Below are 25,416 nucleotides of genomic sequence, written 5' to 3'. Positions count from 1 at the left end.
CTAAGCCCTCCAATTATCCGCCGAAGTCATCCAGCAGGATATTTTCATCTTCTACACCCAAGTCCTTGAGCATATTGATGACTGCTGCGTTCATCATGGGCGGCCCACACATGTAGTACTCACAATCTTCCGGAGCCGGGTGGTCCTTCAGGTAGTTTTCATATACCACGTTGTGGATGAATCCTGTGTAACCGGTCCAGTTGTCTTCCGGCTGAGGATCGGACAGAGCCACATGCCACTGGAAGTTATCGAACTCGGAAGCCAGACCGTTGTAGTCATCTTCGTAGAACATCTCGCGCAGGGAGCGCGCGCCGTACCAGAAGCTGATCTTACGGGTGGAGTTCAGGCGCTTGAGCTGATCAAAGATGTGTGAACGCATTGGCGCCATACCGGCACCACCACCGATAAATACCATCTCGTTGTCAGTTTCCTTGGCGAAGAACTCACCAAAGGGACCGTACACCTTAATCTTGTCACCTGCCTTCAGGCTGAATACGTAGGAAGACATCTGACCCGGCGGAATGCCCTCAGTGCGGGGCGGCGGAGTCGCGATACGGATGTTGAACTTAACAACACCTTTCTCTTCCGGGTAGTTAGCCATGGAGTAAGCGCGAACCACAGGCTCGGTCACTTTGGACTCCAGCTTGAAGAAGCCAAAGTGCTCCCAGTCGCCACGGTACTGCTCTTCGACATCGAAGTCAGCAAACTTGACATGGTGAGCCGGAGCTTCCAGCTGTACGTAACCGCCAGCGCGGAAGTCAACGTTTTCACCTTCGGGCAGACGCAGGGTCAGCTCTTTAATAAAGGTGGCCACGTTCGGGTTGGATTCCACAGTGCACTCCCACTGCTTAACACCAAACACCTCTTCCGGCACTTCGATTTCCATGTCTTGCTTAACCGCAACCTGACAGGAAAGACGCTTGCCTTCTTTTGCATCGCGCGGGGTAAAGTGAGCCGCTTCAGTCGGCAGCATATCGCCACCACCGGAATTCACCTTACAGATACACTGCGCACAGCTGCCGCCGCCGCCACAGGCGGAGGCCAGGAACAGGTTGTTGGCAGCCAGGGTTTGCAGCAGCTTGCCGCCGGCCGGTACGGTGAGAGTCTTCTCACCGTTAACCAGGATGTTGACGTTGCCGGTGTTTACCAGGCGCGAGCGGGCCGCAAGGATCACCGCTACCAGCGCCAAAACGATGACGGTAAACATCGCTACGCCGAGGATAATTTCAATACTCATTCTATTGTTTTCCCCGCTTAGATATCGATGCCGCCGAAGGACATGAAGCCCAGGGACATCAGACCAACAGTTACGAAGGTGATACCCAGACCTTTCAGGCCATCCGGAACGTCACTGTACTTCAGCTTTTCACGAATACCGGCCAGAGCGGTAATCGCCAGTGCCCAGCCGAGGCCGGCACCGAAGCCATAGGCAACACTCTCGCCAAACGCGTACTCGCGCTCAACCATGAACAAGGAAGCACCCATGATGGCGCAGTTCACGGTAATCAGCGGCAGGAATACACCCAGCGCGTTGTAGAGAGCCGGTACATATTTATCCAGGAACATCTCCAGGATCTGTACCAGTGCCGCAATTACACCGATGTAGGACAACAGGCCGAGGAAGCTCAGGTCCACGTCGGGGTAACCGGCCCAGGCCAGTGCACCGTCTTTCAGCAGGTAGGTGTAGATCAGGTTGTTCACTGGTACTGTCAGAGTCAGCACCACGATAACCGCAACACCCAGGCCAATAGCGGCCTCGATCTTCTTCGATACCGCCAGGAAGGTACACATACCGAGGAAGAAGGCCAGCGCCATGTTTTCAACGAAAACGGCGCGGATAATCAAAGAAATATAATGTTCCACGGATTAGGCCTCCTGCGCTTGGGAATTAGGCGCAATCTTGAACTCATCTTCTTCCACCTGTGCCGGTTTCCAGGCACGGATTGCCCAGATGAACAGGCCGATCAGGAAGAATGCACTCGGCGGCAACAGCAGCAGGCCGTTGGGGATATACCAACCGCCGTTGCTCACGGTAGTCAGGATATCTACACCGAACAGTTTGCCGGCGCCGAAGAGTTCACGAACCACCGCGAGACCGATCAGGATCACACTGTATCCCAGACCGTTACCAAGACCGTCGAAGAAGCTGGGCAGCGGCGGGTTCTTCATAGCGAAGGCTTCCGCACGGCCCATTACGATACAGTTGGTAATGATCAGACCAACGAATACAGACAGCTGCTTGGAGATGTCGTAAGCCAGGGCCTTGATCAGCTGGTCTACCAGGATTACCAAAGAGGCAATCACGGTCATCTGTACAATGATACGGATGCTGTTCGGGATCTGTTTACGGATCAGGGATACCGCAACGTTGGAACAGGCCACAACCGAGGTCAGTGCGATACACATTACCAGGGTAACCTGCAGCGAGCTGGTAACAGCCAGTGCAGAACAGATACCCAGGATCTGCAGCGCGATCGGGTTGTTGTTAAAAATCGGCTCTAGCAGAGTATCTTTAATTTTCATGCTTATGCCTCCCCTGCTTTCAGGTTTTTCAGGAAGGGACCATAACCCTGGTTACCCAACCAGAAGTTCACCAGGTTGCTAACGCCCTTACTGGTCAGAGTTGCACCAGACAGACCATCTACTTCGTGAATCGCGTCTGGGCTGTTGGGGTTAACCTGACCCTTGATCACTGCGATATCCACGTCGCCCTGGTTGTTGAAGACTTTCTTACCAATCCACTGGGCTTTCCAGTTGGGGTTGTCAACTTCACCACCCAGTCCCGGAGTTTCCTTGTGCTCGTAGAAGCCGAGGCCCGCTACGGTGTCGAGGTTGCTCTCCAGAGCGAGGAAGCCGTACAGGGTGCCCCACAGGCCATAACCGCGAATCGGCAGAATGATCTTGTCCAGCTTGCCGTCTTTCTCTACCAGGTATACCTCTTTGGTATTTTCCCGGCGGATAATTTTGGCAGTGTCCTCGTCAGCCGGCAGTTTTTCACTGTCAGACGGGATCTTGGCAGCAGCGCGACCACTGCCACCAGCCGGAGCCTGATCGGTAAACTTACCGGTATTCAGGTCGACGTATTTGATTTTTACGTCGGCGAAGGCCTTTTCGACTTCCGCTTTATCAGCGTGAGAGTCTTTCAACAGGCCGCCAGCCATCAGTACGTTGCGCTTCATGTCCAGCTCGGCATTCGCCTGCTGGGCAGGCTTCAGCATTACCGCAGCGGTGGATACCACTACGGAGCACACCAGGCACATTACCAGCGCGACAATCAGAGTACCGGTTACGGAATCTTTATTAGCCACGTGCCAACCTCCGTTTGATATTGGACTGCACCACAAAGTGGTCAAACAGCGGAGCGAACAGGTTGGCGAACAGAATCGCCAGCATCATGCCTTCCGGGAAGGCCGGGTTCACCACACGAATCAGGACAACCATCACCCCGATCAGGATGCCGTACCACCAGCGACCGGTGTTGGTCATCGCAGCGGATACAGGGTCCGTAGTCATAAAGATCAGACCGAAGGCAAAACCGCCCACTACCAGGTGCCAGTACCAGGGAACCTGGAACATCGGGTTGGTCTCGGAGCCGATCATATTGAACATGAAAGCAGTGGCCATCATACCCAGCAGGGTGCCAGCTACGATGCGCCAGCTGGCGATCTTCATGCCCATCAGGATTACGCCGGCAATCAGGATAGCCAGGGTAGAGGTTTCACCAATGGAGCCATGGATCTGGCCGAAGAAGGCGTCGAACCAGGTTACCTGGCCAACAGCAGCATTGACGATACCGTTCTGGATGCCTTCGCTTGCCATAACAGACAGCGCGGTAGCACCGGTGTAACCGTCAACCGCAGTCCAAACCGCATCGCCGGACATCGCTGCCGGGTAGGCAAAGAATACGAAGGCGCGGCCGGTAAGTGCCGGGTTTAGGAAGTTCTTGCCGGTACCACCGAATACTTCTTTACCGATAACCACACCGAAGCTGATGCCCATAGCCACCATCCACAGAGGCAGATCCGGCGGACAGGTCAAGGCGAACAGGATGGAGGTTACAAAGAAGCCTTCGTTGACTTCGTGACCGCGCACCGCAGCAAACAGGACTTCCCAGATACCGCCCACAATAAAAGTGACCGCATAAATAGGCAGGAAGTACATAGCGCCGTAGACAAAGTTGTCCCACAGGCTAGCTGGGTTGTAGGAAGTCAGAGCGCCGATAATGGCGTGACGCCAGCCGGACAGATCCGGGTTGGTCATACCTTCCAGAATGGTGTTGGACTGGAAACCGATATTCCACATACCGTAGAACGCCGGGATCATGGCACAAGCCCAAACGGTGATCATAATACGCTTCAGGTCGATACCGTCGCGCACGTGAGCAGTGGTTTTGGTCTTGTCTGCCGGCTGGAACAGACCGGTGTCAATCGCTTCAAACAGGGCGTAGAACTTTTCGAACTTACCGCCTTTGTGAAACTTGGGTTCGATCGAATCGAGGAATTTACGCAACATACTTACCCCTCCTTCTCAATACGGGTCAGGTTGTCCCGCAAAATGGGGCCGTACTCGTACTTGCCCGGACACACAAAGGTGCACAACGCCAGATCTTCTTCGTCCAGCTCCAGTGCGCCCAGCTTCTGCGCCATTGCAGTATCGCCAACGATCAGGGAGCGCAGCAACTGAGTGGGCAGTACATCCAGCGGCATGACTTTCTCATAACTACCGACCGGTACCATGGCACGCTCAGAACCGTTGGTGCTGGTGGTGAAGTTGAACAGCTTGTTCTTCACCAGGCGCGACAGATAAATCGGGAATACAGAGAAACGTTTATTACCCGCACGCAGATAGTGCAGGAACGGACGCTCATCGCCCTCTTCCAGTACAGAAATCTGGTTGTGGTAGCGACCCAGGTAAGCCATCGGGCCAGCAGCGGTGCGACCACCGAATACAGAGCCGGAGATGATGCGATCGTTATCGCCTTTCAGCTCGTCAGAAGTCAGGGTTTCAAGGCTGGCACCGAGACGAGTGCGCAGCAGACGCGGCTGCTTGACCTGAGGGCCTGCCAGGGAAACGACGCGATCGGTAAACAGCTTACCGGTGGTAAACAGTTTGCCTACGGCGATCACATCCTGGTAATTAATGGTAAATACACTGCGGTTGCCAGAAACTGGCTTCAGGTAGTGGATGTGGGTACCGGACAAGCCTGCCGGATGGGGGCCGGCAAAGGTTTCGCGGCGAATATTCGCTGCGCTCGGTACTGGAATATCCGCATCCGGAGCAGTACAGACGTAAGTGGTTTCTGCCAGCTTGGAAAGAATCTCAACGCCCTGGGAGAAGGCTTTGGGATTCTCAGCAATCACAACTTCTGGATTGGCTGCCAGAGGGTTGGTGTCCATCGCATTGATAAACACCGCTACCGGCTCAGCATCCAGGGCGGGAACGCGGCTAAACGGGCGGGTGCGCAGTGCCGTCCACATGCCGGACTCAACCAGGTTTTCAACGACCTGTTCGCGAGTCAGACCAGACAGTTTATCCGCGCTGTAGCTTTGGAACTGTTCCGCTGCATCGCCGTCTATGCCAATCACGACGGATTGCAGAACACGACGAGCGCCACGGTTAATCGCAACAACACGACCGGCAGCAGGCGCTGTGTAGCGCACGCCTTCAGTTTTTTTGTCGCTAAACAACAGCTGACCAAGATTGACGCGATCCCCTACAGCCACTGCCATTGTCGGCTTCATCCCGTGATAATCGGGGCCGAGAACAGCAACGGTCTTGATCGCAGGTCCTTTTTGAATGACCTGCTCGGGCGCGCCGGATATGGGTAAGTCCAATCCCCGACGGATCTTTCTCATACGCCTATGCCTAAGTTTCTAGTTTAAAAAAATTGCAATAGGACCCACCGTCCCATGCCTGGGATGACGGGTCCTATTGTGGAATTCCGTGCTGCGAGGGCTTATGCCGTATCACCCGTGGACCGGGAGGAAGGAAGCTGACTAAATGGTTGTGCGCGCTAACTTCTCGGCGCACGGCCGCCCCGCAAAATCGCGCGCATTATAAAGACGGGCCAGGATCTTTACCAGCCTGGAAAGTCGTTAAGTGGCACTAACTTTGGAAATTTCTGCTGAAAAAACAGGGATTTGGGGAGGTGAGGTGCGGCGGCCAGGAGAGCCGCCAAAACGCCGCAGTTGGCTCTGGGTACCGACTGCGGCAAGGAGGCGTGACGCCTTAGTCCTCTTTAGGGAACTGCTTGTAACGAACGCCAGCCATATCTTCCAGGCAGCGAACCACCTGACAGCTATAGCCGAACTCGTTGTCGTACCAGCAGTAGAGCACAGCGTTCTTACCATCTACGATAGTCGCAGTAGAATCGAATACGCAGGCAACGCGAGAGCCAACAAAATCGCTGGACACCACTTCCGGGGAGTTGGTGAAATCGATTTGCTGACGCAGCGGCGAGTGCAGTGCCACATCGCGCATGTATTCGTTCAACTCTTCCTTGGTGGTCTCTTTACCCAGGTTCAGGTTCAGGATCGCCATGGAAACATTCGGGGTTGGAACACGAATTGCGTTGCCGGTGAGCTTACCTTTCAGCTCGGGCAGCGCTTTGGCAACCGCCTTGGCAGCACCGGTTTCAGTCAGAACCATATTCAGCGCTGCTGCGCGACCGCGACGCTCGCCTTTGTGGTAGTTGTCGATCAGGTTCTGGTCGTTGGTGTAGGCGTGTACGGTTTCTACGTGGCCGTGCTCAACGCCGTAGCCATCCATCATCGCTTTCAGGACAGGCACGATGGCGTTAGTGGTACAGGAAGCGGCGGACAGTACCTTGTCTTCCGGCTTGATGTCGCTGCTGTTGATACCGTAAACGATATTCTTGATATCGCCCTTGCCCGGTGCAGTCAGCAGCACCTTGGAAGCGCCTGGGCTCTGCAGGTGCTGGCTCAGACCTTCTTCATCACGCCATACACCGGTGCTGTCAACGATAATCGCATCGTCGATACCGTGCTGGGTGTAATCCACTTCCTGAGGGGAGTTGGCGTAGATGATCTTGATTTCGTTACCGTTACAGATCAGGGAGTTGGTCTCCTCGTCCACACGGATAGTGCCCTGGAAGGCGCCATGTACGGAGTCGCGACGCAGCAGAGAAGCGCGCTTCACCAAATCGTTGGGGGCCTTGCCCTTGCGCAATACGATAGCGCGCAGACGCAGAACATCACCACTACCAGCCTTGTCGATCAGCAGGCGGGCAACCAGACGGCCGATACGACCAAAACCGTAGATCACAACATCTTTGGATTCGGGCAGAGGCTTGCCGGCACCCGCTGCGTCGGACAGCTCTTCACGTACAAACTCGTCCACAGACAAGCCGCGATCGTCGCGCATGTACTTGTTGGTCATGGTTCCCAGGTCGATATGTACGGGACCCAGCTCCATCTTGCAGATGGCTTCCAATACAGGGAAGGTTTCAAACTCGGAGAGTTCATTTTCCTCAACCTGACGCACGAAACGGTGCGCTTTCATAATGCTCAGCACTGAGCGATTAACCAGGTTGCGGCCGTACATATAAATACCGACGTTGCTCTCACGGTTGAGCTTTCCAATCATCGGAATCATGGATTCAGCCAGTGCTTCACGCTGTTTCCAGTCCTTGAAAAAGTCCGCGGGCTTCGGTCGCTTCTGAGTCACTATCGGACACCTCTGCAATGTATTTAGTAGGCAAGAAATACGGCCTTGAAACCACTCAGGACCGCATGGCTGCGCATTATAGTGTTCGCTTTACACTGCGCAACTGAGCAAAAAAGAGCCAAAAAAATGTAGTAAAACTACCTTTTTGTAGTCCACCCGAGCGACATTGCGCAATCCATAAAAAAGCGTAGTTGTTCCCGACTGGAAACACAGGCAGGGTTAACATTCCCTGCAAGTAAAACTGTTCGCGGCTACAATAGCCGACCTCGAAGACATCTCGAATGAATGCGCGGATATATAAGGAAAGATGACAGAAATACAGCCCCTGACCCCACCGAAGTTTCGCTCCTCCAGTGACCGACAATTTTGGGGACAACTGCATGGCGCAGCTGCCGCGCTCGCCATCCTCAACGCGGCACGCAATAACAAAGCGCCCACCCTGTTAATCACAAAGGACAGTCTCGAAGCGCACCGTTTAGAGGTGCAATTGAAATTTTTTAACAAAGCGCGGCGAGATAAGGGGGAAAACGGGGAGCTGGAAATTTTCCATTTTCCCGACTGGGAAATTCTCCCCTACGACACATTCTCTCCCCACCAGGACATCATCTCGGATCGCCTCGCCACCCTCTACCAGCTGCCGAAAATGGGGGGCGGGATCGTCATAATCCCAGTTAGCACCCTGATGCACCGGCTACCACCCTGCAATTATATTGCCGGCAATGCGCTGATATTGGAGGAGGGGCAGCAGTTTGATATCGATATCCAGCGGAGACTGCTGGAGCAGGCCGGCTACCACTGCGTAGACACCGTCTACGAACACGGTGAATTCGCTGTGCGCGGCTCACTGATGGATATTTTTCCAATGGGCAGCCCCCTGCCCTACCGCATCGATCTGTTCGACGATGAAATTGAATCCCTGCGCACCTTTGACCCGGAAACCCAACGCACCATCGACAAGGTGAAAACCATTCACCTTTTACCTGCGCGGGAATTCCCTTTGCACAAGGCTGCCCTATCAGGATTCCTGCAAAATTGGCACGGTGAATTCGATAGCGACCCCAGCCAAGTGCCAATTTACCAGGATATCAGTGCAGGAATTGCCCCGGCGGGCATTGAGTACTACCTGCCCCTGTTCTTCGATGGGAACTGCTCAAGCCTGTTCGACTATCTGCCCGAGGGCAGCCAGGCATTTTTACAGGGAGATATCCAACAGCCGCTGGACAATTTCTGGCGCGAAGTCAGCAATCGCTATGAAAGTCGTCGCGGCGACCTGACCCGCCCCATATTGCCACCGCGCCAGATTTTACTGGAAATTGATGAGCTTAACGGTGCCCTGAAGTCCATGCCCCGGGCAATCTTCTCTGCGGAGAGTCTTCCGGAAGCCCAGGGCAACTGTAGTTTTGACACTTCCGTCCCCCCCTCACTGCCAGTAGATGGCAAGTCCGAACAACCCCTGGCTGCACTGGAAAGCTACCTGATGGAATACTCCGGTCGGGTGCTATTTTGTGCTGAAAGTAGCGGGCGTCGCGAAGCGCTGCTGGAGCTATTAAAGGGCATACGGCTCAGCCCTCCCAGCTTCCAAAGTTGGCAGGACTTCCTCGCCGCAAAGGACACTATCGGCATTACCGTAGCCCCCATCGATCAAGGGCTGCTGCTTAAGGACCCGCAAATCAACTTGATCGCGGAACCGCAGTTATTTGGTGAGCGGGTACTGCAGCAACGCCGCCGTAAAAAAGCCAAAGATGAAGCGGACAACGCGGTTAAAAACCTGGCTGAACTGCGCATGGGCACTCCCGTCGTTCACATTGATCACGGCGTAGGTCGTTATCGCGGCCTACAGCACCTGGAGATCGACGGGCAACCGGCAGAATTCCTGACCCTTGAATATGCCGACGATGCCAAGCTCTACGTACCGGTAGCCAGCCTGCACTTGATCAGCCGCTACTCCGGTGCCGATGAAGCCCTGGCCCCACTGCACAGAATGGGCAGTGAACAGTGGCAAAAAGCCAAACGCAAAGCCGCCGAGAAAGTCCGCGATGCAGCTGCAGAGCTGCTGGATATCTACGCCCGCCGCGAAGCCCGTATTGGCCATGCCTTCGATAACCCTCAATTGGCCTACCGAGAATTTTCCGCAGGTTTCCCCTTCGAGGAAACTCCAGATCAACAACAAGCCATCGAGGCAGTTCTGGGGGATATGCTCTCAGATAAGCCGATGGACCGACTGGTTTGCGGTGACGTGGGATTCGGTAAGACAGAAGTGGCCATGCGAGCTGCATTTGTCTCGGCCCACGCAGGTATGCAAGTGGCCATGCTGGTTCCCACCACCCTGTTGGCCCAGCAACACTATCAATCCTTCCAGGATCGCTTTGCCGATTGGCCGATCAATATCGAGGTGATCTCCCGCTTCCGGTCCGGCAAGGAAGTGGACAGCGTGAAAGAGAAGGTTGCCAGTGGCAAGGTGGACATCCTGGTTGGCACCCACAAGCTGTTGCAAAGCGATCTGGACTTTAAAAATCTCGGCCTGCTGATTATCGACGAAGAGCACCGCTTTGGCGTCCGGCAGAAGGAGCGTCTGAAGAGCCTGCGCTCCGAGGTGGATATCCTCAACCTTACCGCCACCCCTATTCCCCGCACCCTGAATATGGCCATGGCCGGTATTCGCGATCTATCGGTGATCGCCACCCCACCAGCACGGCGTCTCTCCGTGAAAACCTTCGTGCGCGAGCGCGATGATGCCCTGGTAAAAGAGGCTATCCTGCGGGAGATATTGCGCGGCGGTCAGGTGTATTTCCTGCACAACGAAGTCAAAAGCATTGAGCGAATCGCGCGGGAGCTACAGGAGATGATTCCCGAGGCCCGTATCGGCATAGGCCACGGCCAGATGCGCGAACGGGAGCTGGAACAGGTAATGAGTGACTTCTATCACAAGCGCTTTAATGTCCTGGTCTGTACCACCATTATCGAAACCGGTATCGACGTCCCCACAGCCAACACGATACTGATCGAGCGCGCAGACAAGTTCGGCCTGGCCCAGCTTCACCAGTTGCGCGGTCGCGTGGGACGCTCGCACCACCAGGCCTACGCCTACCTACTGACTCCCAACAAACGCTCCATGACCAATGACGCCGTGAAGCGCCTGGAAGCGATTAGCGAGGCCCAGGATTTAGGTGCAGGCTTTACCCTGGCTACCCACGACCTGGAAATTCGCGGTGCAGGCGAACTGCTAGGTGAGGAACAAAGCGGGCAGATTCAGAGTGTCGGTTTCAACTTGTATATGGAGATGCTCGACAAGGCAGTGAAGGCCATTCGCGAGGGCCGCACACCGAATATTGACGAACCCCTCGAATCCCCTGCGGTGGACGTCAATCTGCGGGTTGCTGCGCTGATTCCCGAGGACTACCTGCCCGATGTCCACGGCCGACTGATCATGTACAAACGCATTGCCAATGCCACTGACGGGCAGCAACTGAAAGAACTTCAGGTAGAGATGATCGACCGTTTCGGGCTACTGCCGGAATCGGTAAAACACTTGTTCCGCACCACGGAGATCAAGTTAAAGGCCGAGAATATGGGCATCCGCAAACTTGAGGCCTCTGCGGCAAGAGGGCGTATCGAATTTGCGGAGAATACCCGTGTAGATCCGCTCACTTTGGTTAAGATGGTGCAAACCCAGCCGGGACGCTACCAGCTGGCCGGCGCAAACCAACTGAATTTCAGTCTCGATGAGGAGGGTACTGATCGCAAGCTCCAGGAAATTAACGAAGTTCTGGAAAAGCTTGCACAGTGATACCATCCGGCAGGCAGCAGCGGGAGCTGGCGGCAAAACTAATGAGTCTCCTACTCCCGCTTAAACGGCCTGTCGGCAATGACACCCTCTGCACCCAAATAGAATTGTTTAAGTGGTAAACCCATGAAAAGGATAATTAGCCTCTGCTCAACCCTGGCGCTCACGCTGGCAGCAACCAGTGCCCAGGCCGTCAACTACGCTGGCAATACTTTCGAAATAGAAATGATCGTATTCGAGCGCCCCCAGGGGATGGAAAGAACCGCAGAGACCTGGCCGACGGCACCCCGTCTTCAGTATCCATCAAAGTGGATCGACTTTGACACCCTGCGCACCCCAACTCAGCCAACAGAGGATGAGGTGTTATCGCTTGAAGACATCATCTCGAGCCCAGATACGAGCGGCCCAGCCGATATTGAATCATCGGAACTTGAGGGCGACGCATCTACTAGTTTGCAGAACTCTGAGCAAGCACCAAGAAACTTGCTGCTAAGACCAGTACCCAGGCTGCTGGACAACAAAGCCGCCGCAATTTCCAGGGCTGGTGACAGGGTCCTGTTTCACAAGGCCTGGCGCCAGGTTTTAAAAACCAAGAGAAACTCCCCGGCCATTCTGATTGATGGCGGCAGCCAGCTCAGCGGCCACAGCCAGCTTGAGGGATCTATCACCCTGAGTGTCGCTCGCTATTTACATATCAGTACTAATTTGTGGCTCAGCGATTTTTATACGCAACCCGGGGAACACAGCATTCTTCTTCCTCAGCGCCCACAAAATAAAATCGAAAAGCCACTACAAATCCTAACCGGCAATTACAGTGATATTGAAAATTCATATTCACAAAATAACGGGTTTGATATCGAAAATAGTCAGGGCGCAATTAACACAACTCAGCCACTCACACTGGGCGAGCCGGAATTTATAAAAGAAGAGCCATTATATGTAGCCCATGCTGCAAGACTGCAACACGAGAGACGTTTGCGTAGCGGACAACTTCATTATATCGACCACCCTGCATTTGGCATTCTTATTGAAGTGCGCACTGTAGCCAAACCCAAAGAAGACTCGCAAAATATGAATATACTTAATTCCGACCAAGAAAAAGATAACCGCACAGAAAGTTAATTTATTTAAATAATCGACTTTCGCCAATCGCCCCTGCAAATCTTGCAGGGGCGATTATTTTAAATATACCTTTAAAACTCTTCACCTCAAACGAATTAATTTCACCATCACTGCAAGCACACCCCACCCAGCCGATATTTAATCAATTTATCTTTAATCAAAATACTGCCAGCAAACAAGCAAATACCGCCACCCCACAACAACATAAAATTGCAATCAGTGGGCCAATATTCCGGAAGTATTAAAATAATAATTAGCACAGCGGTATTGAGCACAATAAACTCACTCATATACACACAATTACATTGGGGACTTTAGGTGGGGTGGGATATGACCAAATCTACAAAGAGGGACACAAATGCAACTTAAAGAAGAAAAGCCTATATCCACTGCAAAGTAGCAAACAAAAAAGCGGATCATAAAGATCCGCTTTTCAGAGGCGCTGACAGGGCCGGCGTCAATCGAGCCGCAGGACCCTACACGACAACAGTTCTTTCAACGAGTGATCTATAAATCACTCACAGGGAACAACATCTTCCGCCAGCAGTCCTTTGTCACCTTGTTGCATTTCGAACTCTACCGCCTGCCCCTCATTAAGGGTTTTGTAGCCCTCGCCGCGAATGCTGCGATAGTGAACGAAAATATCTTCAGTTCCTTCTCCACAGGTGATGAAGCCATAACCCCGTGCGTTATTAAACCACTTCACTGTACCTGTAACGCGATCACTCATTGAGAAAACCTCATTATTGTTATTGCGCCTACCTCTTTTACCTCACTGCTCAATTCGGCAAGAGGGGCAAACGCCACCCCATTGTTAACAAACTGCTCCATGCAGAATGCTATCTTGCTTAATCCGATGAGCATATACTCAAAGGACGTACCCTGATTCTTAGATAAAACAGCGCCAGTGTCTAGTTTTCTATGTGAAATAAATACTACGTTTTTCCCAATATGCGTAATTAACCGTCAAAATCTTCAATAGTGCTCAATTAGAAACTAATCATTTGTACCTTATTGCACTCCCATTCCTCAACTGTCTAACGCGGCCTCTCGCGTTAATGAAGGTATATCGGCAATATGTAATGTTGAGGTTGGGAATGCACAGGATGCCCCATATCCCTCAATTATTTTAAGAATCGTTAATAGAACATCCTGTTTTACTTCATGATAACGAACCCAATCGGTAGTGCGGGTAAACGTATATATAAAGAAATCCAAAGAGGAGGAAGCAAAACTATTAAAATTAACAATAAGCGTACGATTAGAATCAATTTCCGGATGTTCCTGTAACATATTTTTAACATCCGCCACGATGGCCGCCATATGGTGGGCATCTTCATAACGAATACCAATCGTTTCAAAAATCCTACGATTTAACATACGGGAAGGATTTTCTACCGCAATCTGGGTGAAGATACCATTGGGAACATAGACGGGTCGCATATCAAAAGTGCGGATTCTGGTCAGGCGCCAACCGATATCTTCCACGGTCCCCTCAATCTCCTTATCGGGGGAGCGAATCCAGTCGCCCACCGCAAAGGGCCGATCCAGATAGATCATCAGGCCACCGAAAAAGTTTGCCAGCAGGTCCTTGGCCGCAAAACCGACAGCCAGTCCGCCAATACCACCAAATGCCAAAACACCGCTGACGCTGTAACCCAGGAACTGCATGACCACAATTCCCGCCGTGATCACGATTGAGGCCCTGACCAGTTTGCCGATCGCACGTACCGTAGTGGCATCCATCGGCTTGCCCATATAGCGCGGATCGCACAGATTGTGTTCCACGCTGTGTGAGAATCGCCAGGCAAACCAGGCCATCACCAGGATCAAGCCTATTTCCCGCGTCGGTGCAGCCAGGGAGAATATCTCGGCTCCAGTGGCGTCCCCCGCTCGCTGGGCAGCGACAGTCAAGCCCAGCAGCCATACCAGTACCTGCCCGGGAGGGGAGAGTGCCCCAACCAAAGCATCATCCCAGGGATTAACCGTCTTTTCCGCCTTAATGGCCATGCGCTGCACAAACCGGCCAAATAACCAGGCCAACACCCCAGACGCAAGTACTATGAGGAAAACAGAAACTATCCAGATCCGGTTCTCACCAAGCCAGGACAACAGCACGCTCTCAACGGACTCCACTCGAACCCCTCCGCTTTAACCAACAATCAGTAATATCCGTACAACGCCTTCTCAATAGACGACGGATCTCAACAACTTATCTCAGCGCATTATGGAAGCTAACCACTCCCTGGTTCTGTGCCAACGCGCACTCTTCTCAAGCTCCTCCCAGGAGCCGATCACCGGCCTGCCACCCATGGCCGACAGCCGATGAGTGGACTCCGGCTTAGGCACAAAGGTATCCAGTGCCGCCAGCGCCTCAAAAGCGCCGACACGATTGTTGCATACGATACCCATATCACAACCGGCTTCCAGGGCTGCGCGAATCCTATCGCCATAGCCTCCGGCCGCACCCGCCCCTTCCATAGACAGATCATCACTAAAAATCACTCCATTGAATCCCAGCTGTCGCCGCAATACATCCTGTAGCCAATAGCGGGAGAATCCCACCGGCTGGCTATCAATGTTGATGAAGCGGATATGGGCCGGCATCACCGCAGTAAGTTCCTGGGTTCCAATACAATCGATAAACGGAAGTGCATCGGTTGCCAAGACCTGATCCAACGAGCGCTTATCCTCTGGCAACTCCACATGACTGTCTTCCAGCACGTGGCCATGCCCCGGAAAATGCTTGCCTGTCGTGGCCATTCCCGCTTCGCGCATTCCTTGGATAAAGGGGCGAGCCAGTGCGGTTAACTGGGCGGGGTCGGGACAAAAACTCCGATCGCCGATCACCCTGCTGTGACTGTCATCCGCATCCAAAACCGGCGCAAAGCTAAAATCCACGCCTACAGCCAGCAACTCTGCGGCCAGCAGCCACCCCACATCCTGCAATTGCTCGTTACTGGCGACAGCGCTGAGGGCCTGCATTGAAGGTATTCGCGTAAAGTCATCGCGAAACCGCTGAACCCTGCCACCCTCCTGATCTACCGCTAGCAGGATCTCTGGTCGCACCGCACGAATGGAGTTAACCAATTGGATAAGCTGCTGGCGATCCCGATAGTTTCTCGCAAAAAAGATCAGCCCGCCCACCATCGGATGCCGAAGCAACTCACAGTCTTCCTCGGTGAGTTCAAGCCCCTCGATATCCACCATGACCGGTCCGGGTGGTAAAGACATATTAAGTTCCTTATCGATTTAAGAGTGCGCCCACTAATTATCTACCTTCAACATGGCCGAAGCAGCGGGTACCAATCGCTCAAGAGTCTGGGTCAGGGTACTGTCAGAACCGAAATCCTCCCGCAGGATAGCCTCAATCGCATCGTGGCTCGACAGTGTGAAAATGGTCGCTCCCAGCATAAAGTAGAGGCGCCAATAGAAAGTTTCTGGGTCCAAGCCCGGTAGCGCTTCAGCCAGCAGTCCGGCAAAACGGCGGTAAGTATCCCCGTATCGAGATACGATAAATCGACGCAAATGCCCCTGGAACTGGGTATAAGCCAATCCTAAAAGACGCATAAATCGCTGTGGATCCTTTCCCTCCAGCCCAAGGCTTCCCAACCCAACTCGATACAGGCATTCGATCAGCTCCTCCACCCCCAGGGGCTGCCCCAGGGCAATACGGCGATCAAGCTCTTCTTCCAGAGCGTTAGTGAAAGGCGTTAAAAAGCGTTCAAATACCGCCTGTATCAATTCTTTCTTGGAGCCGAAATGGTAGTTAACTGCCGCCAGATTAACCCCGGCCGTGCTCGTAATTGTTCTCAATGAGGTTTCAGGAAAACCCCGTTCAGCAAACAGCACTTCCGCTGCATCGAGTATCCGGCTGACCGTATCTATCTGGCTCATAAGTATCAAACCACCATTTAAAACATACGTTTAATCGACGCCAGAGTAGCACATTCTCACTGATCTAGAGCCCGCCAGCTAAGCCCTCCACTCAGCAAGGTGCAAGAGTAAAAATAACAGGGAAAAGTATGTCAGGCGGCAAGATCAATACTGCTGGAGTTGATTTCCCGCCAACTTATGCAAGTACGCCACCCCACCAGCCGGTATAGCCTTTTAGTCCGGGGACAGCTTTAACAAAAATAACTTTGAAAATTTTTTCGGTATTTTAAGATCATCCGAATAATTATTCTTTCACCTGCATATATTTCATAATCAGGGCCGCAGCCTCCTCCACACTATCAACGATATGAAAAAGGTCGAGATCACTGGCATCGATACAATCGCGCTCTAACACTGTATCTACCAACCAATCGTACAGCCCACTCCAGTAACGCTTACCTACCAACACAATTGGGAAACGTCGCACTTTCTGCGTTTGCACCAAGGTAAGAGCTTCAAACAGCTCATCCAACGTGCCGTAGCCACCGGGAAGTCCAACGAATCCAAGTGCGTGTTTTACAAACATAAATTTCCGTACAAAAAAGTATCGGAAGTTCAAACTAATGTCCTGATATGGATTTGCCGCCTGCTCAAAAGGCAGCTCTATGTTTAACCCAATTGATGCGCCGGGCTGCCCGAAAGCCCCTCGGTTACAAGCCTCCATCAGCCCCGGCCCACCACCGGTAATCACGGGGATCCCTTCAGCCGCGAGCAACTCTCCCAACTTTACCCCCTGCTGATATTCAGGACTGTCCTCTGTAAATCTCGCCCCTCCAAACACTGTCACTGCACCACCTAACGCTATCAGCCGCTCTATCCCATCTACCAATTCAGACTGAATACGAAGCACTCTCCAGGCTTCCGGCATTTTTGCATCCAACATTATTTTTCCCTCTTTGTCAGTTCCTTCAACGCTTTCTTCTCTCCTTGCTTTCTCCATCAATGTAGCAGCTCACAAAGACTAAAACCTGAGGATTGCGCGAACAATAAATCTGTATATAATTCCAGCAACTGTATATAAATACAGAAAACTAGGTAAATCTATGACCAATCTCACCGCTCGTCAGTCCCAGGTTCTCGACCTGATCAAGTCCTACCTGGATGAAACAGGCTACCCGCCAACGCGGGCAGAAATTGCCCAGGAGCTCGGCTTCCGCTCACCCAATGCCGCCGAGGAACACCTGAAAGCGCTCGCCAGAAAAGGCGCCATTGAGATGGTTGCCGGCGCTTCCCGAGGCATTCGAATTCCGGATCACCAATCCGGCTTGCCGATTGTGGGTAGAGTAGCTGCGGGGAATCCCATACTCGCCAGTGAACATATTGAAGATTACTGCGACTTGCCCGCGAGCTTCTTCCATCCCCCCGCAGATTATTTGTTGAGGGTGCATGGTATGAGTATGCGAGATGCGGGCATTCTCGATGGAGACTTGCTGGCAGTACAAAAGACCGAGCAAGTGCGCAATGGCCAAATCGTCGTTGCCCGTATCGATGACGAAGTCACAGTGAAACGCTTTCGCCGCAAGGGAAATCAGGCAACCGTTCAGTTGCTACCTGAAAATAATGACTTTGAGTTAATTCAAGTCGATATGAGAGATAAGAACTTTGTGATTGAGGGATTAGCCGTAGGGGTCATTCGCCAAACGCCTTAAGCCCCTAAAAACGACAACAGCGGCCATTGGCCGCTGTTATTAAGACTCGAACTAACGCTGATGTTAGTGAATAGTATGATTTACCGGCATTAAATCATCTTCTTCCTCGAAGTAACCAGCCTCAAGATCGTCTAGATTTTGTACGGCTTCAATACCCGCTTCCAACATAGCCCTTGCCACAGCAACCTTGTTCTTGCGCAGAAACTGAAGGCTTTCCGCAGAAAAAGAAATGCTTACCAAAGGGTCCTCTTTATGGCCAGCACGACGCAAAGCTACATCGCCATTAGCCAGCTCGATTATTTCAAAAGTTTCGGAGGACATTCGCTTTTCCTTCACGGCACAACAGTTTGCGCCCAGTGTACCACAGGCTTGCGATAAGTTTCATTCATCCAGTTTAAGGGCTTCTGACTCCTGACTTTCTATAACCAGTACGCTATATCAAGGAATTACCTAAACCACTCAAGAGATCACAAGAGAAGAGTGAATTGCTTTGCACGTTGCGCCGGTTGGGGGTTATGTCGAGTGGGCCACAACTACTCTATTGTAACTCACTCAAAGGACAGCGGACTTTCCCACAGAGGTGCACCTAATATCAACAACCTTCAAAATTCGCAGGAATATTACGAACCTATTCAGAAGTTCACCGAGATCGAGTAAGCGTATTAGTTAACACTCATCCAAGTGAGCGCGCTGCCTCACCACCAATTCATTCAGTGAGCGATGCCACTGAAGCAACAACTCTTTGGACAAGGGTGCAAACTCAGGCTTGGCAACTTCGTTGTGTAGCGGGATTAAATTAACCTGTTGCTGTTTCTCATCGGCATCCACAGATATTTTCTGCTGTTCTTTCCAGGCGTAAAGCATATGGGACAACCAGCTTTCCGGGTCGCCGACCAAGCCGGACAGCTCATTGGCCTCCGCGCTGGCCCTACCCTGAACGCCCAGCGCATCAATGATCAACTGCGGAGACTCCGGTTCAAATCCCAGCTGAAGCTGGGCGGCCTGCTCTGCCAGAAATGCCCGATAGGCCTTGTACAACTGCATCAACGCTGCCTCTTCCAGCGCATCGCGCTGGAGAGGCAAGTCCCACGGCTGTTGCAGCAACAGCTGGCTCTTGCGCAGAGCCGAAGTGACATGAATCGTGTAAGAGTTACTCATTACCTACTTCTTTGCCGCTGTCTTTTTAGCTGCGGGTTTCTTGCGCTTGGCGGCAGTGCTCTTGGTGGAGGCCTCTACTTTCCAACCGCCATCGCGATAAAAAGCACGCCAGCCGGTCGCCTTGCCCTCTTCCTCAGATTGAACATATTGCTCCTGGGTTTTGCGGCTAAATCGAACTACGGTATCCCGCCCACTGTCATCTTGCGTCGGTGCAGAGAATAGGAAGCTGTATTTTGGATCGATCTCACTCTGGTGAGGCAGCAGCTCTTTAACCAGGGGCGCACGGGTCTCACGGTTTTTCGGGAACTGGCTGGCAGCCAGGAATAGACCCGAGGCACCATCGCGCAGGATATAGTGATCCTCAACTTTGATACAGGCCAATTCCGGCATGGGAACCGGGTCCATTTTCGGCGGCGCCGGCTGCCCATTTTTCAGCAGCTTGCGGGTGTTTTTACAGTCTTCATTGGTACAGCCGAAGTACTTGCCAAAGCGACCAGACTTCAACTGCATATCACTGCCACACTTATCGCACTCAATAATGGGGCCGTCATAGCCTTTGATTTTAAAAGTGCCCTGCTCAATCTCGTAGCCATTGCAATCCGGGTTATTGCCACAAATATGCAATTTACGCTGCTCATCTAACAGGTAGCTATCCATAGCCGTGCCGCACTTGCCGCAGCGGCGCTTCTCCCGCAGCAACCTGGATTCAGCTTCCTCGTCCTTATCCGCATCGACCGCCTCATCACCAGAAACCAGGTTCATGGTATTGGTACAACGCTCTTTTGGCGGCAGTGCGTATCCAGAGCACCCTAAGAATACACCGGTGGAGCCAGTGCGGATCTGCATATGGCGGCCACATTTGGTGCACTCGATATCAGTGTCTGTCGGCGTATTGCGACGCATACCTGCATCGGCAGACTGGGCTTTTTCCAGGCGCCCGGAAAAGTCCTGATAAAACTCATCGAGCAGTTGCTTCCAACCCTTATCGCCGTCGGCAACCGCATCCAGGGATTCCTCCAGGTTTGCGGTAAATCCGTAGTCCATCAGGTTCTTGAAACTTTCGCTGAGACGGTCGGTAACAATATCCCCCATTTTCTCAGCGTAAAAACGACGGTTTTCCAGGCGGACATAACCACGATCCTGGATCGTGGAAATAATGGAAGCATAGGTGGAGGGGCGTCCGATACCGCGCTTCTCCAGTTCCTTAACCAGGGCCGCTTCACTAAACCGCGCAGGCGGCTTGGTAAAGTGCTGCTTGGGATCCAGCTGTTGCAGGGATAGCTTTTCGCCTACCTTCACATCTGGAAGCACCAGATCTTCATCTTTTTTGCCGCTCGGTGGCGCAACTTTCAGGAAACCATCGAAACGAATTACTCGACCCCGCGCACGCAATTCAAAGTCACCTGCGCTGACCACGATTGAAGAGGAGGTAAATTGGGCAGGCGTCATCTGGCAGGCCACGAACTGCTGCCAAATCAGGTTGTATAACCTCTCCGCATCCCGCTCAACACCGGACAACATATTTGGGGCGATACGAACATCGGATGGGCGAATCGCTTCGTGCGCCTCTTGAGCGCCCTCTTTACTGCTGTAGCTATTGGGGCTTTCTGGAAGATACTTATCGCCGTAATTCTCGGCAATATAATCCCGTGCAGATTCCACAGCCTCTTTACTGAGATTGGTGGAATCTGTACGCATGTAGGTGATATGACCGGCTTCATACAAGCGCTGGGCCAGGGTCATGGTCTTCTTCACACTGAAGCCAAGGCGGTTACTGGCCGCCTGCTGCAAGGTGGAAGTAATAAATGGTGCGCTGGGCTTGGAGCTGGTTGGCTTATCGTCACGGGCGGAAACAACAAACTCACTGGACTGAAGCTGTTTGGCAGCACTCATTGCCAGCTCTTCGTTGGTAGGACGGAAAGCCTCACCAGCCTGCTTTTTCACCTCGAGGCGCAGCTTGGAAGCCTTTGCCGTCGCCGTATCGGCAAACAGAGTCCAGTACTCTTCCGGGATAAACGCGCGAATCTCCCGCTCCCGCTCAACTACGAGGCGGACCGCAACAGATTGCACACGCCCCGCAGACAAGCCTCTGGCCACTTTTTCCCACAGTAGAGGGGATACCATATAGCCAACGATTCGATCGAGGAAACGGCGTGCTTGCTGGGCGTTTACCCGATTAATATTCAGACGGCCGGGATCTTTAAAGGCCTCCTGAATCGCAGACTTGGTAATTTCATTAAACACTACCCGGCGGTAGCGATCGTTATCGCCACCAATTGCTTCACGCAAATGCCAGGCAATTGCCTCTCCCTCGCGATCCAAGTCCGTTGCGAGATAGATATGATCGGCGCCTTCGGCGAGTTTTTGTAACTCACTCACCACTTTCTCTTTACCCGGCAGTATCTCGTAGTGGGCTTGCCACTCGTGATCTGGGTCGATCCCCATACGCTTAATCAGCTGATCGCGGTTTTTCTTCCGCTTGTAAGCCTCTTTCGCCTCGGGGGAAAGCTTGCGTGTTTCCGCTGCACGACGGGCGCGCTCCTTTGCGTCAACCGGCTGTTTATTGCCCCCACCTGTGGGCAAATCGCGAATATGGCCGACACTGGACTTCACAACAAAGTCCTTGCCGAGATATTTATTGATGGTTTTCGCTTTGGCCGGTGATTCGACGATGACCAGTGATTTACCCATAAGCCTTTGATTTCAAATGAAAATTTACTGCTATTGCAAGTCTTTCAAGCCCTCTTATCGGGCTTGTGCTGCGCGAATATATAAGCCTCACTTCAAGCGCGGTCAAGCAAAGCTGACAATTTTCCACTCACAGTCACCAAAATTGGCACTGGGCAGTCCGCCTAAATGCGACTCAGTAGACGCTCTTTTACACCGCTATTACGGCAATCAAGACAGCCCCTCAGTCGCCGCGCGCGAACTCACTTTTCGAATAGCTTCTTCTATTAAGGGGGTGTACTCATCGAGCGACGCCATTAGTTTCTGGAAGGCTTGATTGCCTCCTGACTCCGGCCACTGAATACCGAGACCCACTGGTGTTGCAGTAATCGCACAGGCGTCCCGAGGGATTTTTTCCAGTAGCTCGCGCAAATATTTCCATGCCCCTTGCGGAGCTGGCTGGCCATCAGCCCAATCCCAAACACCGGAAAAATTCAGCTCGTGCTCAATCCGTTGTTTATCCAAAACCCACCCCACACTCAGGCCTTTACGGTTCTGCCAGCGGTGATAATAGACAGCTGCAGTCCCATCACCCAACGCCGCAGGCAGCGCTTGGATTTGTACGGTAATGCCAGCCTGGGCCGCCCGGCTACGCAAATCTGCAAGACGGCTGTCACGGGCATTGGGCTTTAGCCACATCACCGGCCCCAGCACCAAAGCGATGGCAAATCCGACGATAATCACCGGCAACCAATCAGACATAACCACTCCTCATCAGTGGAAAAAAGTGACTATTGTGCGGTGTTCCGCGTGATCTATGTCAATCGGTTTTTTTTGCGGTAGACTCAAAATAGGTGTCACAAGGGTGTTTTTCACAGTCAATAAAAGGGATAGGAGCAGGTAAATTATGGCGAAATACCGACACATCCTCGTGGGCTTGGACCTGTCAAAAGAGTCTTCCCAGGTGCTTGATAGGGCCGCTGATATGGCTGAAGCATTTGGTGCAGAGTTAAGCTTACTTCACGCCATTGAGCCCCTGACTTTTGCCTATGGCGGCGACATCCCAATGGACCTCTCCGAGGTACAGGACCAACTACAATCCCAGGCCAAGGAGCAATTGCAAAAAGCCGCCGATCGGCTGGATATCCCCGCAGATCGCCAGCACGTAATACTCGGCCAGCCATCTACTGAGATTCATCGCTTAGCCAAAGATATCGAAGCTGACTTAATCATTATTGGCAGCCACGGTCGTCACGGCTTAGCACTACTACTCGGCTCTACCGCCAACGGCGTTCTCCATGGTGCCAAATGCGATGTTCTGGCGATTCGGGTACATATGGAAGACGAATAATCGTTCAAAATTGGGGAGGGGGAAGCAGCAATAATTGCAGCTTCCCCTTCAACTTAGTCGTCTCCCCCCTCCAGCTCTGACCAGCGTTCAAATGCCTCTTCGAGCTGGGCTTGTCTTTCCGTCAGGGTGTTCAGCTTAGCCTGCACCAACGCCTGCTCCTGCTGATAAAAACTGGGGTCGGCAACCTCTTGCTCAATAGCCCCTATCTCTTCTTCCAAAGACTCAATCAAGGCGGGCAGGCTATCCAGCTCTCTTTGAAGCTTATAGCTCAGTTTCTTTTTCTTCGCTGGAGCCGCCTCCTGGGACTGAGGCTTTTCCTTTGGTTTACTAGCAGCTGGCTTAACTTCTTTCAGCTCAGCGACAAAGCTGCCACCTTGGCGCACAAAATCCCCATAACCACCCACGTATTCACGGATGCGGCCATCCCCCTCAAATGCGAGGCATGAGCCCACCACATTATCCAGGAAAGCACGGTCATGGCTCACCAGCAGAACCGTTCCGCCAAAGTCCAGGAGTAACTGTTCAAGCAGCTCCAGGGTTTCTACATCCAGGTCATTGGTGGGCTCGTCGAGCACCAAAATATTGGCGGGCTGGCTAAACAATTTTGCCAGCAAGGCGCGATTTCGCTCTCCACCACTCAAGGCGCTGACTTTAGTACGGGCTTTAACACCACTAAAAAGAAAATCGGCCAAATAAGACATTACGTGGCGGCTTTTACCACCAATAGTCACTGAGTCGCGCCCTTCGGCAACATTATCGAGCACAGTCAAATCGGGATTCAGCTGATCCCGGCGCTGATCGAAATAGGCCACTTGCTGCTTGGTACCCAGGCGCACACTCCCCCCCTGGGACTTTAGCTCTCCCAGCAGCAATTTGATCAGGGTACTTTTGCCGACACCATTGGGGCCTATTAGGCCAACGCGGTCTCCACGCATCAGCGTGAATGATAAATCCCTAATCAACGCTTGCTCATCGGGGTAAGCAAAAGTGACGCCCTTCAACTCAGCGACCAATTTGCCGGACATCTCACCGCTATCCAGGGCCATCTTGGCTATACCCTGCTGGGACCGGCGCGCTTCCCTTTGGCGACGCAGTGCTTGAAGCGCTCTAACCCGCCCCTCATTACGGGTTCGGCGAGCCTTGATGCCCTGGCGAATCCAAGCCTCTTCCTGTGCTAACTTCTTGTCGAAAAGAGCTTCATTTTTTGCCTCTTCTTCAAGAAGCTTCTCTTTTTCTTCCTGGTAACGGTCGAACTTGCAGCGAAATGTCCGCAGGTGTCCACGATCCAAATCCCATACGCTGGTGGCCAAACGTTGTGCCAATGCACGATCATGGCTCACAAACAAAAGAGCGCCACGATAGCTGGCGAGGAAATTCTCAAGCCATTCGACTGCAGCAATATCCAAGTGGTTGGTTGGCTCATCCAGTATCAGCAGATCAGGCTCCACCACCAAAGCGCGAGCCAGAGCAGCACGGCGCTGCCAGCCACCGGAAAGGTCGGCAACCTTTTCGTCTGCATCGAGCCCCAAACGATCTAATACACTGTCCACTTTCGGCAGCAGCTCCCAACCGTGAGCCGCTTCGATTTTGGCTTGTAGCTCTGCTGTGGGGGAGTCCCTGTACGCCGACAAAACAGCGCCTATTTCGCCCAATCCCATAGCCACATATCCGTAGACAGAATCGGGGCAATCGGCAGGTAACTCCTGCTCCAAAACCGCTTGAACCATACCGCTGGCACGAACAATCTCGCCGCTATCCGCGTCAACTTGCCCCGCGATCAAGCGCAACAGGCTGGATTTCCCCTCCCCATTACGCCCCACAAGGCATATACGATCTCCACGCTCAACTTTTGCGCTGACATTGTCTGCCAGTACCTGGGTCCCGTAACGAAGACTGACCCCATCCAATAGAAGCAACATAAATAGGCACTACAATTATCAAACCCGAACCTCAATCCCGCTGATGAAAGAAGCGAAGTCGGCTCTTTCGGGTTCTGTGAAAAATCAGCTATTTTACGCGTTTTTACCGTATAGTCAGTCATAGCTGGAAACACACGTCCAACT

General features: G+C 52.7%; 21 protein-coding genes. 4 read left to right on the top strand and 17 right to left on the bottom strand.

What is annotated here, in order from left to right; all coding sequences use genetic code 11:
* Window positions 1-13: 13 nt before the first annotated feature.
* From nqrF to ACJJIY_RS14070, 7 genes are all read right to left on the bottom strand, one after another.
* Window positions 14-1,237, bottom strand: coding sequence for an NADH:ubiquinone reductase (Na(+)-transporting) subunit F (nqrF, locus tag ACJJIY_RS14100; RefSeq protein WP_108733652.1), 1,224 nt, complete (start codon window positions 1,235-1,237; stop codon window positions 14-16).
* 17 nt (window positions 1,238-1,254) lie between these two features.
* Window positions 1,255-1,815 carry an NADH:ubiquinone reductase (Na(+)-transporting) subunit E gene (nqrE, locus tag ACJJIY_RS14095; protein WP_370452159.1) on the bottom strand — a complete coding sequence of 187 codons (561 nt, stop codon included), beginning with the start codon at window positions 1,813-1,815 and terminating at the stop codon, window positions 1,255-1,257.
* Between the two features lie 51 nt (window positions 1,816-1,866).
* Entirely contained in the window at window positions 1,867-2,523 is a 657-nt protein-coding gene (locus ACJJIY_RS14090) for an NADH:ubiquinone reductase (Na(+)-transporting) subunit D (RefSeq protein ID WP_282932331.1), read from the bottom strand.
* Between the two features lie 2 nt (window positions 2,524-2,525).
* Window positions 2,526-3,308: a Na(+)-translocating NADH-quinone reductase subunit C gene (locus tag ACJJIY_RS14085; RefSeq protein WP_282932330.1), complete on the bottom strand. Its 783-nt coding sequence runs from the start codon at window positions 3,306-3,308 to the stop codon at window positions 2,526-2,528.
* On the bottom strand, window positions 3,301-4,512 hold the full coding sequence (locus ACJJIY_RS14080) for an NADH:ubiquinone reductase (Na(+)-transporting) subunit B (RefSeq protein WP_444917559.1): 1,212 nt from the start codon (window positions 4,510-4,512) through the stop codon (window positions 3,301-3,303). Before ACJJIY_RS14080 ends, ACJJIY_RS14085 begins: the two co-directional genes overlap by 8 nt.
* 2 nt (window positions 4,513-4,514) lie before the next feature.
* On the bottom strand, window positions 4,515-5,855 hold the full coding sequence (locus ACJJIY_RS14075) for a Na(+)-translocating NADH-quinone reductase subunit A (RefSeq protein WP_413662429.1): 1,341 nt from the start codon (window positions 5,853-5,855) through the stop codon (window positions 4,515-4,517).
* Between the two features lie 373 nt (window positions 5,856-6,228).
* Window positions 6,229-7,614 (bottom strand): glyceraldehyde-3-phosphate dehydrogenase, encoded by a 1,386-nt coding sequence (locus ACJJIY_RS14070; protein ID WP_444908411.1) that lies wholly within the window; start codon window positions 7,612-7,614, stop codon window positions 6,229-6,231.
* A 379-nt stretch (window positions 7,615-7,993) separates the two neighbouring features.
* Between ACJJIY_RS14070 and mfd the strand changes: the two genes are divergently transcribed.
* Together mfd and ACJJIY_RS14060 are read left to right on the top strand one after the other, a co-directional pair.
* Window positions 7,994-11,473 carry a transcription-repair coupling factor gene (gene mfd, locus ACJJIY_RS14065; protein ID WP_413662430.1) on the top strand — a complete coding sequence of 1,160 codons (3,480 nt, stop codon included), beginning with the start codon at window positions 7,994-7,996 and terminating at the stop codon, window positions 11,471-11,473.
* Between the two features lie 123 nt (window positions 11,474-11,596).
* Window positions 11,597-12,592 carry a CsiV family protein gene (locus ACJJIY_RS14060; RefSeq protein ID WP_445358118.1) on the top strand — a complete coding sequence of 332 codons (996 nt, stop codon included), beginning with the start codon at window positions 11,597-11,599 and terminating at the stop codon, window positions 12,590-12,592.
* Window positions 12,593-13,106: 514 nt separating this feature from the next.
* Here ACJJIY_RS14060 and ACJJIY_RS14055 read toward each other — a convergent pair.
* The 5 genes from ACJJIY_RS14055 to ACJJIY_RS14035 all read right to left on the bottom strand — a co-directional run bounded on the left by ACJJIY_RS14055 (window position 13,107) and on the right by ACJJIY_RS14035 (window position 17,411).
* Window positions 13,107-13,322 carry a cold-shock protein gene (locus ACJJIY_RS14055; protein WP_020413094.1) on the bottom strand — a complete coding sequence of 72 codons (216 nt, stop codon included), beginning with the start codon at window positions 13,320-13,322 and terminating at the stop codon, window positions 13,107-13,109.
* Between the two features lie 299 nt (window positions 13,323-13,621).
* Window positions 13,622-14,728: a mechanosensitive ion channel family protein gene (locus ACJJIY_RS14050; RefSeq protein ID WP_445358117.1), complete on the bottom strand. Its 1,107-nt coding sequence runs from the start codon at window positions 14,726-14,728 to the stop codon at window positions 13,622-13,624.
* Window positions 14,729-14,809: 81 nt separating this feature from the next.
* Entirely contained in the window at window positions 14,810-15,826 is a 1,017-nt protein-coding gene (nagZ, locus tag ACJJIY_RS14045; RefSeq protein ID WP_444897698.1) for a beta-N-acetylhexosaminidase, read from the bottom strand.
* A 33-nt stretch (window positions 15,827-15,859) separates the two neighbouring features.
* Window positions 15,860-16,489 (bottom strand): TetR/AcrR family transcriptional regulator, encoded by a 630-nt coding sequence (locus ACJJIY_RS14040; protein WP_282932323.1) that lies wholly within the window; start codon window positions 16,487-16,489, stop codon window positions 15,860-15,862.
* A 283-nt stretch (window positions 16,490-16,772) separates the two neighbouring features.
* On the bottom strand, window positions 16,773-17,411 hold the full coding sequence (locus ACJJIY_RS14035; RefSeq protein ID WP_282932322.1) for an LOG family protein: 639 nt from the start codon (window positions 17,409-17,411) through the stop codon (window positions 16,773-16,775).
* A gap of 160 nt (window positions 17,412-17,571) precedes the next feature.
* Between ACJJIY_RS14035 and lexA the strand changes: the two genes are divergently transcribed.
* Window positions 17,572-18,177, top strand: a complete 606-nt coding sequence (gene lexA / locus ACJJIY_RS14030; protein ID WP_282932321.1) for a transcriptional repressor LexA — start codon at window positions 17,572-17,574, stop codon at window positions 18,175-18,177.
* A 63-nt stretch (window positions 18,178-18,240) separates the two neighbouring features.
* On the opposite strand, the gene ACJJIY_RS14025 is transcribed toward lexA, so the two are convergent.
* The 4 genes from ACJJIY_RS14025 to ACJJIY_RS14010 all read right to left on the bottom strand — a co-directional run bounded on the left by ACJJIY_RS14025 (window position 18,241) and on the right by ACJJIY_RS14010 (window position 22,764).
* Entirely contained in the window at window positions 18,241-18,498 is a 258-nt protein-coding gene (locus tag ACJJIY_RS14025; RefSeq protein WP_282932320.1) for a hypothetical protein, read from the bottom strand.
* A gap of 345 nt (window positions 18,499-18,843) precedes the next feature.
* Complete coding sequence (locus tag ACJJIY_RS14020; RefSeq protein WP_444897699.1) at window positions 18,844-19,335, bottom strand: DUF6586 family protein; 492 nt, start codon at window positions 19,333-19,335, stop codon at window positions 18,844-18,846.
* Between the two features lie 3 nt (window positions 19,336-19,338).
* Window positions 19,339-22,026: a type I DNA topoisomerase gene (gene topA, locus ACJJIY_RS14015; protein ID WP_282932318.1), complete on the bottom strand. Its 2,688-nt coding sequence runs from the start codon at window positions 22,024-22,026 to the stop codon at window positions 19,339-19,341.
* Between the two features lie 207 nt (window positions 22,027-22,233).
* Window positions 22,234-22,764, bottom strand: a complete 531-nt coding sequence (locus ACJJIY_RS14010; protein WP_282932317.1) for a hypothetical protein — start codon at window positions 22,762-22,764, stop codon at window positions 22,234-22,236.
* Between the two features lie 145 nt (window positions 22,765-22,909).
* Between ACJJIY_RS14010 and ACJJIY_RS14005 the strand changes: the two genes are divergently transcribed.
* Window positions 22,910-23,353, top strand: a complete 444-nt coding sequence (locus ACJJIY_RS14005; RefSeq protein ID WP_282932316.1) for a universal stress protein — start codon at window positions 22,910-22,912, stop codon at window positions 23,351-23,353.
* Window positions 23,354-23,406: 53 nt separating this feature from the next.
* On the opposite strand, the gene ACJJIY_RS14000 is transcribed toward ACJJIY_RS14005, so the two are convergent.
* Window positions 23,407-25,272 carry an ATP-binding cassette domain-containing protein gene (locus tag ACJJIY_RS14000; RefSeq protein ID WP_444897700.1) on the bottom strand — a complete coding sequence of 622 codons (1,866 nt, stop codon included), beginning with the start codon at window positions 25,270-25,272 and terminating at the stop codon, window positions 23,407-23,409.
* Between the last annotated feature and the right edge of the window lie 144 nt (window positions 25,273-25,416).

It is taken from the genome of Microbulbifer maximicatervae (SeqCode) (assembly GCF_052468155.1).
This window is presented reverse-complemented; position numbering and strand designations above follow the sequence as displayed.

Coding starts and splice junctions, on each gene's coding strand:
- nqrF (WP_108733652.1), bottom strand. CDS start 1,237: ATGAGTATTGAAATTATCCTCGGCGTAGCGATGTTTACCGTCATCGTT.
- nqrE (WP_370452159.1), bottom strand. CDS start 1,815: ATGGCGCTGGCCTTCTTCCTCGGTATGTGTACCTTCCTGGCGGTATCG.
- ACJJIY_RS14090 (WP_282932331.1), bottom strand. CDS start 2,523: ATGAAAATTAAAGATACTCTGCTAGAGCCGATTTTTAACAACAACCCG.
- ACJJIY_RS14080 (WP_444917559.1), bottom strand. CDS start 4,512: ATGTTGCGTAAATTCCTCGATTCGATCGAACCCAAGTTTCACAAAGGC.
- ACJJIY_RS14075 (WP_413662429.1), bottom strand. CDS start 5,855: ATGAGAAAGATCCGTCGGGGATTGGACTTACCCATATCCGGCGCGCCC.
- ACJJIY_RS14070 (WP_444908411.1), bottom strand. CDS start 7,614: ATGATTCCGATGATTGGAAAGCTCAACCGTGAGAGCAACGTCGGTATT.
- mfd (WP_413662430.1), top strand. CDS start 7,994: ATGACAGAAATACAGCCCCTGACCCCACCGAAGTTTCGCTCCTCCAGT.
- ACJJIY_RS14060 (WP_445358118.1), top strand. CDS start 11,597: ATGAAAAGGATAATTAGCCTCTGCTCAACCCTGGCGCTCACGCTGGCA.
- ACJJIY_RS14055 (WP_020413094.1), bottom strand. CDS start 13,322: ATGAGTGATCGCGTTACAGGTACAGTGAAGTGGTTTAATAACGCACGG.
- nagZ (WP_444897698.1), bottom strand. CDS start 15,826: ATGTCTTTACCACCCGGACCGGTCATGGTGGATATCGAGGGGCTTGAA.
- ACJJIY_RS14040 (WP_282932323.1), bottom strand. CDS start 16,489: ATGAGCCAGATAGATACGGTCAGCCGGATACTCGATGCAGCGGAAGTG.
- ACJJIY_RS14035 (WP_282932322.1), bottom strand. CDS start 17,411: ATGTTGGATGCAAAAATGCCGGAAGCCTGGAGAGTGCTTCGTATTCAG.
- lexA (WP_282932321.1), top strand. CDS start 17,572: ATGACCAATCTCACCGCTCGTCAGTCCCAGGTTCTCGACCTGATCAAG.
- ACJJIY_RS14025 (WP_282932320.1), bottom strand. CDS start 18,498: ATGTCCTCCGAAACTTTTGAAATAATCGAGCTGGCTAATGGCGATGTA.
- ACJJIY_RS14020 (WP_444897699.1), bottom strand. CDS start 19,335: ATGAGTAACTCTTACACGATTCATGTCACTTCGGCTCTGCGCAAGAGC.
- topA (WP_282932318.1), bottom strand. CDS start 22,026: ATGGGTAAATCACTGGTCATCGTCGAATCACCGGCCAAAGCGAAAACC.
- ACJJIY_RS14010 (WP_282932317.1), bottom strand. CDS start 22,764: ATGTCTGATTGGTTGCCGGTGATTATCGTCGGATTTGCCATCGCTTTG.
- ACJJIY_RS14005 (WP_282932316.1), top strand. CDS start 22,910: ATGGCGAAATACCGACACATCCTCGTGGGCTTGGACCTGTCAAAAGAG.
- ACJJIY_RS14000 (WP_444897700.1), bottom strand. CDS start 25,272: ATGTTGCTTCTATTGGATGGGGTCAGTCTTCGTTACGGGACCCAGGTA.